This window comes from Micavibrio sp. TMED2 (assembly GCA_002168225.1).
Lineage (GTDB): Bacteria > Pseudomonadota > Alphaproteobacteria > TMED2 > TMED2 > TMED2.
Genome location: NHBH01000009.1, coordinates 617,003 through 629,184, shown reverse-complemented (window position 1 = coordinate 629,184; position 12,182 = coordinate 617,003). Strand labels below are relative to the sequence as shown.

The window sequence follows — 12,182 nt, the reverse complement described above, 5'->3', positions numbered from 1 at the left end:
TAATTGTCTGGATTGAATTTCAGACGACTGGCAGGGGCGGTATAACGCCCCGCCTGTTTTATATATCGGTGAAAAACCGACCATAGGGACCAGAGGGAGGAATTTGCATGTACAGGCGTGGCCTACTAACTGCTGCTGTTGCGTTGAGCCTTGGGCTCGGACTGTCCGGATTGACCGTCCATCCCGCCAATGCGGCTGACACCAACTACACCGAAGCCGATCTCGGCGACGCACTGACGCCAACCGGAGCCATCCGCGCCGGCAATGCCGATGGCTCGATCCCGGCATGGACCGGCGGTGTCACCACGCCACCAGCAGGCTACAGCCCCGGCGATCACCACATTGCCCCATTTGCAGCCGACCAGCCGCTGTTCACTATCACGGCCGACAATGCCGATGAGTACAAGGACATGCTGTCCGAAGGGCATTACAAGATGCTCAAGCAGTATCCGTCCTACAAAATGGCGGTCTACCCGACCCATCGCACCTTCTCGGCCCCACAGCGCATTTATGATGAGACACTTGCCAATGCCAGCCGCGCCAGCCTGAGCGATACCGGTAACGGCGTTGATGGTGCGAAAGAGGGGTATCCATTCCCGGTTGCCGAGAATGGCCTCGAAGCGATCTGGAACCATCTGCTGCGCTTCCGCGGTGTTGCCTTCGAACGGCGTGTGGGTCAGGCCAACCCGACCTCGGGCGGTGACTACACGATGATCTTCATCGACGAGAAAACCTACCTGCCCTACAGCCAGCCCGGCGGTAATGGCGGCAGCAATGAACTCGCCTACTTCCTGCAGGAAGTTGTCGCCCCGGCCCGTCTCGCCGGTGAGATCCTGCTGGTGCACGAAACCATCGATCAGGTCGAGGGACCGCGTCAGGCATGGACCTATAACCCCGGCCAGCGCCGCGTCCGTCGCGCGCCGAACGTCGCCTATGACAATCCGGGCACCGCATCGGACGGCCTGCGTACCACCGACAACTTCGACATGTTCAGTGGCGCACCGGACCGGTACAACTGGGAACTCAAGGGCCGCAAGGAAATGCTCGTCCCGTACAATGCCTATGCGCTGCATGCCAAGGGCGTTGCCTATGACGACATCATCAAGCCGGGTCACCTGAATGCCGACTACCTGCGCTATGAGAAGCACCGGGTCTATGTGGTCGAGGCCACCCTGAAGGAAGGCATCTCGAACATCTATTCCAAGCGCGTCTTCTATATCGACGAGGACAGCTGGAACATCGTTGCCATCGACATGTATGACAGCCGCGGCGACTACTGGCGTCTGGCTGAAAGCCATGGCATCAACTATTATGACGTGCCGGTTTACTACAATACCGTCGATGCGGTTTATGATCTGCAATCCGGTCGCTATACCGCCATCGGCTTCAAGAACAACGAAGACATGATCAAATTCGGGCAGGACTTCTCCGCCTCGGATTTCACCCCTGACCGTCTTCGTCGTGCGGGTCGCCGATAAGCAAACTGTCTGGTTTCATTGTTAAGGGACGCCGATGCGTCATAACTCCGCAATGCGAACACTGACAATGGCCAGCCTGGGCATCCTGGGCTGGCCATTGGTCGCTTTACTGCCCACCAATGCGGGCGCACAGGATATGCCGCCACCGGTCGCAGCCATGATCGCGCCGCTGGCCGCCGAGGCAACGGTTCTCGATGCCCTGCAACTGGGCGATGGCATGATTATCGCCGTCGGTGATCGCGGCCATATTCTCCGCTCGACCGATGAAGGGGCCAGCTGGCAGCAAAGCCCGGCCCCCGTCTCGATCCTGCTCACCACAATTGATGCAGCTGCGGACGGCACCCTGCTTGCCGCCGGGCATGATGCCGTGATCCTGCGCTCGACCGATGAGGGGGCGAGCTGGGAGATCGTGCACCGCGAGCCCGAATGGGAGCAGCCGATCCTCGATCTGCACATGATTTCGGCCACCCATGGTTTTGCCATCGGTGCCTATGGCCTCTATCTCGAAACCGATGATGGCGGCATGAGCTGGACCGAGCGCAGCATCTATGACGGCGACAGCCACCTCTATGCCAGCGCCCGTTTGCGCGATGGCAGCTTGCTGATTGCCGGTGAGTTCGGCACCTTGCTGCGCAGCGAGGATGAGGGCGCGACATGGGCTGAACTGGACAGCCCCTATGGCGGCACCTTCTTCGGTCTCACCGTACCGCCCGCTGATGAGGGCGCGGAGCAACCAACCCTCGTCTATGGGTTGCAAGGCCATGTTTTTGCCAGCACCGATTATGGCGCAAGCTGGGCCGCGGTTGATACCGGCGTCGAGAACGGCCTCTACAACGCTATCTGGAGCGATGGCACGGCCCCGATCCTGCTCGGCCATGGCGGGTTGATCCTGATCGACCGGGATACCGGCCCCGGTTTTGACTGGCAGAGCGTTATACGCCCGGCCCGCAAGCCGCTGGCAGGCGGGTTGAAGCTCGATGATGGCCGCTACCTGATCTATGGCGAGACCGGCCTGACCATTCTTGATCTGGACAGCGCATCATGAGCGATACCAAACCAGCTTTCGGTGACCGGGTTCAGGGCTTCATCTTCAACAACCGCGCCGTGTTCCTGATCCTGTTTGCGCTGATCACACTGGTCATGGGCTTTGCCGCCAGCCTGTTGAAGGTCGATGCCGGGTTCGACAAGCGATTGCCGATCTCCCACCCCTATATGGAAACCTTCCGGGAGTATCGGGACGAGTTCGGTGGTGCCAACCGCATTCTGGTGTCGGTGCGTGCGGTCGATGGCGATATGTTCACGCCGGCATTCTTCACCACCCTGCAGCAGGTAACCGACGAGGTTTTCAATATCCCCGGCGTCGACCCGGCGCGGGTGACCTCGATCTTCACGCCCAATGTACGGTTTATCGAGATCGTCGAGGATGGCTTTGCCGGTGGCAACGTCATTCCGGCCGATTTCAAGCCAACGCCTGAGTTTCTCAACATCGTTCGGGAGAACATCCTGAAATCCGGACAGGTTGGACGCCTCGTCGCCACCGATTTCAGCGCTGCCGTGGTCAGCGCCAATCTGGTCGACCGCGATCCGCAGACCGGTGAGCCGATCGACTATATCGCCGTTGGTCAGGAACTGGAACGCGCGCTGCGCGACAAATATCAGACCGATGATATCAATATCGACATCATCGGTTATGCCAAGGTGGTCGCCGATGTTGCCGATGGCGCTGCCGGGGTTGCCCTGTTCTTCCTGCTGGCCTTCGCCATCTCTGCCCTGCTGGTCTATCTCTACAGCAAATGCATCCGCGCGACCTCGATGCTGCTGATCTGTTCGGTGGCGGCGGTGGTCTGGCAGCTCGGCCTGTTGACCATGCTCGGCTATGGCATCGATCCGCTGTCCATTCTGGTGCCGTTTCTGGTTTTCGCCATCGCTGTCAGCCACGGTATGCAGATGATCAATGCCGTCGGTGCCGCCATGATGAACGGTGCCACCACACGGGAAGCGGCAGAGAGTTCCTTCCGCCGCCTGCTGGTGCCCGGCTCGGTTGCCCTGCTCAGCGATACCATCGGGTTTCTGACCATCCTGCTGATCGATATTCCGATGATCAAGGAGCTGGCGATTGCCGCCAGTATCGGTGTTGCGGTTATCATCATTACCAACCTGCTGATCCTGCCGCTGCTGATGTCCTATGTGACACCCGGCCCCGGTTACCGGGATCGGATCGTGCGGGCCGCCATGTGGAAACGGCCGATCTGGCACAAGCTGTCCTATGTCGCGACCCCGAAAATCGGTGGCATCGTTCTGGTCATCGCCGCCCTGCTCTTTGCCATCGGCTGGCAGGGCAGCCAGTCGCTGCAGATCGGTGACCTGCAGGCCGGTGTGCCGGAACTGCGGCCCGACAGCCGCTACAACATCGACACCGATGAAATCATCGAGCGCTATACAATCGGCGTCGACCTGCTGCAGGTCATCGTCGAGGCACCGGCGGACGGCTGTATCGACTATGGCGTGATGAGCGCGCTCGACCGGTTTGAATGGGCCATGCGCAATGTGGATGGCGTGCAGTCGACCATTTCGCTCGCCAGCGTCATGAAGGTGGTCAATGCCGGATGGAATGAAGGCCACCCGGCATGGCAGACCCTGTCACGCAACAGTCAGGTGCTGGTCCGGGCCGTGCGGCCAGTGGAGACCTCAACCGGGCTGCTCAATGCCCAATGCTCGGTCATGCCGGTGCTGATCTTTACCGAGGATCACAAGGCGACCACGATCAACCGCATCATCGACAGCATCAACACCTATGTCGATGAACACAGCGACGACCCCCTGACCTATCGCCTCGCCACCGGCAATGTCGGCATCATGGCCGCAACCAATGACGTGGTCGAAGCGGCACAGGGGCCGATCCTGCTCTATGTCTATATCGCGATCATTGCACTGTGTCTGGTGCTGTTCCGCTCACTCCGGGCGACGCTCTGCACCGTGTTGCCGCTGACGCTGGTTTCCGTACTCTGCTATACCCTGATGGCGCAACTCGGGATCGGGCTGAAGGTCTCGACCCTGCCGGTTGCCGCCCTCGGCGTCGGGATCGGGGTGGATTACGGCATCTATATCTTCACCCGTCTGCTGCATTACATGCGCAATGGCGAACCGCTGCGCGAAGCCTATGAATACACGCTGCGGGAAACCGGCAGCGCCGTGGTCTTCACCGGTGTCACGCTGGCACTCGGTGTGACCACATGGGTTCTGTCCGCCCTGCAGTTCCAAGCAGATATGGGCCTGCTGCTTGCGTTTATGTTCCTGGTCAATATGCTGGGCGCCATTCTCGTGCTGCCGGCCATCGCGGCCATGATCTATCCACGGGAAGGTTTGTCCAAACAGGAGAAGCCGGTCACGGCACCGGCCAGCGCTGAATGAGCCTCAAGGATGTGCCGACCGGCAAACGTCTGCGTTATCTGCGCCTGATGCTGACGCAGCTGTGCGGGCGTGGCGGCGGCTTTTTCATTCCCTATCGCTATGCCGACGGCGTGGACCCGAAAGCACCGATCGCCGGACCGATTGTTGACGCCTTTACCGCGGCTGACGGGCAGTGCCTGTCGGTTATCGAGAGCATCAATGCCCATGCAAATGATCTGGCACGGATCGGCCATGATGCCCCGGCCCCGCAACCGCGCTGGGGACAGGACTGGTTTCCCGGCCTCGATGCCGCCGCCTATTACAGCCTGATCCGAACCACGAAACCGGCACAGATTGTCGAGATCGGCAGCGGCCACTCGACCCGGTTCGCAGCACAGGCCATTCGTGATGGGGGCCTCAACACCCAGATCATTGCCATCGACCCTGCCCCGCGTGCGGCCATTACCGAGGAACTGGCCGATATTGTCACCTGCCGCCGGACAACCGTGGAGAACCTGCCCGCAGACCAGCGCCCGGTGCTGGCGGCAGGCGATATCCTGTTCATCGACAGCAGCCACATCATGATGCCCGGCAGCGATGTGGATCACCTGTTTACCGAATGTCTGCCAAGCCTGCCGCCCGGCGTACTGATCCATATCCACGATATTTTCCTGCCCGCCCCCTACCCGGCCGCATGGCGCTGGCGCGGCTATAACGAACAGCCGCTGGTGGCCGCCCTGATCGGCACCGGCAGTTTCGAGATCGTGTTCGGCAGTGCCTATTGCCGGGCGCATCATCCCAACAGGCTCGAGGCCATCGACCGGATCGCCACGGCACCAAAGGGCGCTCATGAATCCAGCCTGTGGCTGCGCCGAAAATAGGCTGTGAGTGGCACTCTCATCAGAATATTTGCGCTTGAAACCGGGATCGGCCACTCTGCGTTCATTGCTTGTGAGTAATTACTCACTCACATACTTTCAGGAGCCGGAACGCCATGTCTGACGCTTACGAAACCCGGAACAAGATCAACAAGGCCGCCCTCGACCTGTTTGCCGAAAAAGGCGTCGAGGCAACCACCACTAAGGATATTGCCCGTACCGCCGGTATCGCCGAGGGCACAATCTATCGCCACTATGTCAGCAAGGATGATCTGGTCTGGGACCTGTTCTCGACCAACTATGTCGGCTTTGCTGCCAAGCTTGATGAACTCGCTGCCGAACACACCGGGCTGAAATACAAGCTGCTGGTGGTGATCCGCCATTTCTGTGAGCTGTTCGACAATGACCCGGCGCTGTACCGCTTTCTGTTGCTAGTCCAGCACCGCAACCTGCACCGGCTGAAGCAGGGCACACGCACCCCGGTTCTGGCGATCCGTGATCTGATTGTCGAAGCAATCGGCAACGACGAGATACCGAAACAGGATGTGGACCTCGGCACGGCCTTTGTGCTCGGCTCGGTCATGCAGCCCACCACCTTCAACATCTATGGCCGCCTGACCGGTCCCATGATCGACCGGGTCCCGGCCATCACCCAGGCCGCCTATCAGGCCCTCGGCGGCAAGTAACAACACTCCAGTAAAGCGATACACCCCATGTCACACGATACGCCTGCACATGATGCGCCCACACAGGACGCCCGGACCGTTGGAATGCTTGAAATCCTGAAAACCCGGCGCTTCTGGCCATTGTTTGCCACCCAGTTTCTAGGCGCGGTAAACGATAACCTGTTCAAACAGGCGATTACCCTGCTGGTGCTCTACCGCCTTGCGCTCAGTGATGCGGCAGGCGGTCTGTTTGTCGTGGCGGGCACGGCGCTGTTCATTCTGCCCTATATCCTGTTCTCGATACTGGCAGGGCAGCTCGCCGACAAATACGACAAGTCGCGGATCACCCAGATCCTGAAGGTAACCGAGATCGGCGCGGCACTGGTCGGGCTGGTTGGTCTCATCACCACCAATGTGCCGATCCTGCTCGTCTCCTTGTTTCTGTTCGGTATGCAGTCGGCCCTGTTCAGCCCGTCGAAATACTCGATGATGCCGCAGCATCTGCATGACAATGAGCTGCTGAGCGGCAATGCCATGCTGGAATCCGGTGCCTTTTTCGCCATCATCGCCGGGCTGATCGGCGGTGGCCTGATCCTGCTGACCCCGAACCCGACAGCCGCCATCGGGGTTGCCACCATCAGCATTGGGCTGATCGGTCTGGTTGCCAGCCTGTTCATCCCCAAGGCACCACCCCATAGCGGCACCAGCCCGGCGCTCGACGGCTGGAAGCCCACCGCCATCTGGCAACAACTGAAACATGCCGCCGATCAGCCGGTGATCTTCAACACCATTCTGGGCATTTCATGGTTCAACCTGCTGGGCGGGGTGCTGCTGGCACAACTGCCGCTGTTCGCCAAGAACCAGCTCGGCGCATCGGAAACCATGACCACGCTGCTGTTCGTGGCCTTTACCGTGGGTATCGGCGGCGGCGCGATCCTGACCGCCCGGCTGCTGAAAGGCGAGATTACCGGTCAGCTTGCGCCGATCGGTCTGATTGTCGTCTCGGTGTTCATGGCTGATCTGGCACTGATCGCCGATTACCCGCCGCAACTGCTCGCCGGGATTGGTGACAGCAATATCTTCGCCACCATTCTGGGCACGCCCCGAACCTGGCGGCTGCTGATCGACCTGATCGGGGTTGCTGTTGGTGGTGCGATCTTTGTGGTGCCGCTCTATGCCCTCCTCCAGCACACGGCAAAGGATGAGGAACGCGCCCGGATCATCGCCTCCAGCAATGTGGTCAATGCCATCTTCATCGTGATCGGCAGTGCGGTTGCCGCTGCCCTGCTCCAGATCGGTGTCAGTGCCCGCTCGATCATCGGCGTGCTTGCCGTCACCAATATTCTGGCCGCCCTCTATGCCATCAAGCTGGTGCCGACACTGGTAATCCGCGGCATCTTCCGCACCCTGCTGAAACTGCTGTTCCGCCTTGAAAATGATGGTTTCGAGCAGTTGAAGAGTGTGAAGGGACCGGTTGTCTATGTCGCCAACCACGTCTCCTATATCGACGGCATCATTCTGGCCGCCAGCCTGCCGGGCACGCCGGTCTTTGCGGTCCACACCCATGTGGCCAACAAATGGTGGGCCCGACCGTTTCTGGCGCTGGTGGATTTCCGCGCCCTCGACCCGACTAATCCGCTGGCGCTCAAGACCCTGATCTCCGAGGTCAAGAAGGGACGCTCGGTGGTCATCTTCCCGGAAGGCCGGATCACCGAAACCGGCACGCTGATGAAGGTCTATGAGGGACCGGGCATGATTGCCGAGAAAGGCGGCGTGCCGCTGGTACCCCTGCGCATCGACGGCCCGCAATACAGCAAGTTCTCACGCCTGAAAGGCCGGATGCCACAGGGCTGGTTCCCGCAGGTACGGGTCACCGCCGAGGCACCGATCAAGCTCGACATACCGGACGACCTGACCGGTCGCGACCGCCGCACACGGGTCAGTCTGGCACTCTATGACGTGCTCTCGGACCTCAGCTTCAAGACCGCCAACAAGCCGCAGGACATTTATCAGGCCGTGCTTGGTGCCGCCCATCGCTTCGGCATGGACAGCGAGGCACTGGGCGATGTGGAAACGCCATCGATCAATTATCGCAAGGTGATTGCCGGGGCGGAAGCGCTGGGGGCAAAACTCACCGCCTATGCCGACCGCGACGAACGCATCGGCGTGATGCTGCCGAGCAGCATCGGGGCTGCCGTTACCTTTCTGGCACTGCAGGCCCATGGCCGCGTACCCGCCATGCTCAACTTCACCGCCGGGGCCGATGGCGTGCTGAAGGCAACCGAAACCGCCACGATCAAGCGTGTGCTGACCTCACGCCGGTTCATCAAGCAGGCCAAGCTGGAAACCCTGGCCGAGAAGCTGGGCGAGAAACTGGAGCTGATCTATCTCGAGGATATCCGCGCCAGCATCGGCACGCTGGACCGCCTGAAAGCGCTGGCCAGCACCTATAACATCCGCCGCAAGCACAAGCGCCGGGGGATCGATCCCGATGCACCGGCACTGGTGCTGTTCACCTCCGGCTCCGAGGGCGCGCCCAAGGGGGTGGTGCTGAGCCATATGAACCTGCTCGGCAACTGCCATCAGATCGCCTCACGGGTCGATTTTACCCAACGCGACAAGGTGCTGAACGCGCTGCCGCTGTTCCACAGCTTCGGCATGACCGGCGGTACGCTGCTGCCGCTCGTCTCCGGCGTGCCGAGCTTCCTCTACCCGTCGCCGCTGCATTACCGGATCGTGCCGGAGCTGGCCTACAGCTTCAACGCCACCATCATGTTCGGCACCGACACCTTCCTCTCCGGCTATGCCCGTATGGCGCATTCCTATGACTTCTATGCCATGCGCTATGTCTTTGCCGGAGCGGAGCGCCTGCGCCCGGAAACCCGCCGCGCGTGGATGGATCAGTTCGGCGTGCGTATCCTCGAGGGCTATGGCACGACCGAAACCGCGCCGGTGCTGGCGGTGAATACCCCGATGCACAACAAGCGCGGCACCGTCGGTCGCCTGCTGCCCGCCATGACCCACAAGCTGGAGGACATGCCCGGCGTCGATGAAGGCGGCCGCCTGATGGTCTCCGGCCCGAATGTGATGCTCGGTTACCTGAAAATCGAGGAACCCGGCGTGCTGCAACCGGCAGAGGAAGGCCCGACACCGGGCACACGCTGGCACGATACCGGCGACATCGTCACGGTCGATGATGAGGGCTATGTCACCATCCGTGGCCGGGCCAAGCGTTTCGCCAAAATCGCCGGGGAGATGGTCTCACTCGCCTCGGTCGAGGCGCTGGTGGAGGAAGCCTATCCCGAGCGTGAAACCGCCGTCGTCTCTGCCGCCGATGACAGCAAGGGCGAGAAGATCATCCTGTGTATCACCGGCGAGAAGCTGGATATGGGCAAGATCCGCGACATTGCCAAACAGCAGGGCAAGCCGGAACTGATGGTGCCACGCGAACAGCTGGTACTCGACGAAATGCCACTGCTCGGCACCGGCAAGATCGATCAGGTCACGCTGAACAAGAAGGTCGAGGCGATGCTGTCCAAGGACTAGCTGGCAGGGGATTAGTGATAAGGGTCCGCCGCATCACGCAGCCCATCGCCGAGGAAGTTGAAGGCGAGGATCGCGATGATGACCGGCACCACCGGCGCCATCAGCCATGGATAGAGCACGACGATATTCATGTCCTGCGCCTCGGTCAGCAGCACGCCCCAGCTGTTGATCGGCGGACGCAGACCGAGGCCGAGATAGCTGAGCGCGGTTTCACCGAGGATCATGCTCGGGATCGCCAGCGTTGCCGAAGCGATAATGTGGCTGGAGAAATTGGGCACCAGATGCTTGAAGATAATCCGGCGCGGGCGTGCCCCCAGCAGGCGGGCAGCACTGGCAAAATCCTCCTCGCGCAGTGCCAGCAGTTTCGAGCGCACGGCACGGGCCAGACCGGTCCAGTCGATCAGGCCCAGAATGATGGTGATGGCGAAGAAAACGAGGATCGGGCTCCATGTCACCGGCACCGCCGCTGACAGCGCCATCCAGAGCGGCAGTTCCGGCAGGCTGCGGATCGTCTCGATCACCCGCTGCACCACATTATCGACCCAGCCGCCGAAATACCCCGCAATACCGCCGATCAGGATGCCGAGGAACATGCTGACCGCAATGCCGATCAGGCCGACGGTTAGTGAAATTCGCGCGCCATAGATGATCCGCGAGAGCACATCACGACCGAGCCGGTCGGTACCGAGCATGAACAGCGTCCCCTGTTCCGCAGGACAGACAAGGTGCCACTCGGCATTGAACAGGCCCCAGAAGCTGTATTCGTCACCGCGACAGAAAAACCGGATCGGCTGAACCTTGTCGGTATTCTCGGTATAGATGCGTTGCAGTGTCTCCATATCCAGCTTCTGGCTAAAGCCATAGGTGAAGGGACCAACAAATGATCCCTCATGGAACAGGTGGATCGCCTGGGGTGGCGCCAGAATATGACGGCTGTTGCGGGTTGTCTGGTTGTAGGGCGCAATCGGCTCGGCCAGCAATGCGAGCAGATAGAGCAGGATCAGCACGATACCGGAGATAATGGCCAGACGGTGCTGGCGCAGCTTGATCCAAACCAGTTGCCACTGGCTGGCGAAGGCGAGCTTATCGCTGGTAACCGCATCCGGCTCGGATGTACCGGGGTCAAACGGCGCATCGGAGACAAAATGCTGTTCCGGATCGATCGGAGTTGGCAAATGCGTATCAGACATGGAAATCAGGCCACCGTTCCACCGCCGACACGGATACGCGGATCGAGCAGCGCCAGCAGGATATCCGAGATAAACACCCCAACCACGGTCAGCACCGCGAGAAACATCAGGAATGAGCCAGCGAGGAACATATCCTGACTCTGCAGCGCCCGGACCAGCAGCGGCCCGGTCGTCGGCAATGACATCACCACCGAGACGATGGCCGCACCGGAAACCACTTGCGGCAACAGATTGCCGATATCGGCGACGAAGGGATTGAGCGCCATACGCAGCGGATACTTGATCAGCAGGCGCTGTTCGCCCATGCCCTTGGCCCGTGCCGTGGTCACATAATGCTTGCGCAATTCATCGAGCAGATTGGCCCGCAACCGGCGGATCATTGCGGCGGTACCTGCGGTACCGATCACGATTACCGGCACCCAGAGATGGGCGAATACCGACATGGCCTTGCCCAAACTCCATGGCTCGTCGAGATATTGCGGGTCCATCATCCCGCCGATGGTGGTGCCGAACCAGACATTGGCGAGATAGAGCAACACCAGCGCCAGCAGGAAGTTCGGCGTGGCAAGGCCGAGAAAGCCGAGAAAGGTCAGGCCGTAATCGCCAATGCTGTACTGGTGCGTCGCCGAATAGACCGCAATCGGGAACGACACGACCCAGATGAACAGGATGGTCGAGAAATTCAGGATAAAGGTCATCAGAAGCCGGTCGCCAAGCACCTCGGATACCGGTCGGTTGAATTCAAAGCTCTGGCCGAGATCACCCTGCAGCAACCCGGTTACCCAGTTCCAGTACTGCACATACATAGGTTTATCGAGCCCGTACTCGGCGCGCAGGAACTCGATCTGCTGGGCAGCGGTCGCCTCGCCCTGTGCCTGCAATTCGTACAGTTGTGATGTCAGGTAATCGCCGGGTGGCAACTGGATCAGAGTAAACACCAGTATGCTTATCGCGATCAGGGTCGGGATCATCACGGCCAGACGGCGGATCAGGAAATTCAGCATTTGGGTACCCGGTAAGTCATGAACTGGCCGA

The 12,182-nt window shown here is 60.4% G+C and carries 8 protein-coding genes; 6 read left to right on the top strand and 2 right to left on the bottom strand.

From position 1 onward, the window contains the following. The first annotated feature begins 107 nt into the window (after positions 1–107). The 6 genes from CBB62_14565 to CBB62_14540 all read left to right on the top strand — a co-directional run bounded on the left by CBB62_14565 (position 108) and on the right by CBB62_14540 (position 9,957). Entirely contained in the window at positions 108–1,478 is a 1,371-nt protein-coding gene (locus tag CBB62_14565; GenBank protein ID OUT39585.1) for an outer membrane lipoprotein-sorting protein, read from the top strand. A gap of 34 nt (positions 1,479–1,512) precedes the next feature. After that, positions 1,513–2,523 (top strand): hypothetical protein, encoded by a 1,011-nt coding sequence (locus CBB62_14560; GenBank protein OUT39584.1) that lies wholly within the window; start codon positions 1,513–1,515, stop codon positions 2,521–2,523. Next, positions 2,520–4,889 carry an RND transporter gene (locus CBB62_14555; protein ID OUT39583.1) on the top strand — a complete coding sequence of 790 codons (2,370 nt, stop codon included), beginning with the start codon at positions 2,520–2,522 and terminating at the stop codon, positions 4,887–4,889. The genes CBB62_14560 and CBB62_14555 overlap by 4 nt, the downstream gene beginning before the upstream one ends. Next, a complete protein-coding gene (locus CBB62_14550; protein OUT39582.1) occupies positions 4,886–5,749 on the top strand; it encodes a hypothetical protein in 864 nt (287 codons plus the stop codon). The genes CBB62_14555 and CBB62_14550 overlap by 4 nt, the downstream gene beginning before the upstream one ends. A gap of 113 nt (positions 5,750–5,862) precedes the next feature. Further along, positions 5,863–6,432 (top strand): hypothetical protein, encoded by a 570-nt coding sequence (locus tag CBB62_14545; GenBank protein ID OUT39581.1) that lies wholly within the window; start codon positions 5,863–5,865, stop codon positions 6,430–6,432. 27 nt (positions 6,433–6,459) lie between these two features. After that, positions 6,460–9,957: a hypothetical protein gene (locus CBB62_14540; protein OUT39580.1), complete on the top strand. Its 3,498-nt coding sequence runs from the start codon at positions 6,460–6,462 to the stop codon at positions 9,955–9,957. Positions 9,958–9,968: 11 nt separating this feature from the next. On the opposite strand, the gene CBB62_14535 is transcribed toward CBB62_14540, so the two are convergent. Beyond that, the gene (locus tag CBB62_14535) at positions 9,969–11,147 is read right to left on the bottom strand and encodes a peptide ABC transporter permease (GenBank protein OUT39579.1); all 1,179 of its coding nucleotides are present in this window, start codon (positions 11,145–11,147) and stop codon (positions 9,969–9,971) included. 5 nt (positions 11,148–11,152) lie between these two features. Then, on the bottom strand, positions 11,153–12,151 hold the full coding sequence (locus CBB62_14530; GenBank protein ID OUT39578.1) for an ABC transporter permease: 999 nt from the start codon (positions 12,149–12,151) through the stop codon (positions 11,153–11,155). Between the last annotated feature and the right edge of the window lie 31 nt (positions 12,152–12,182).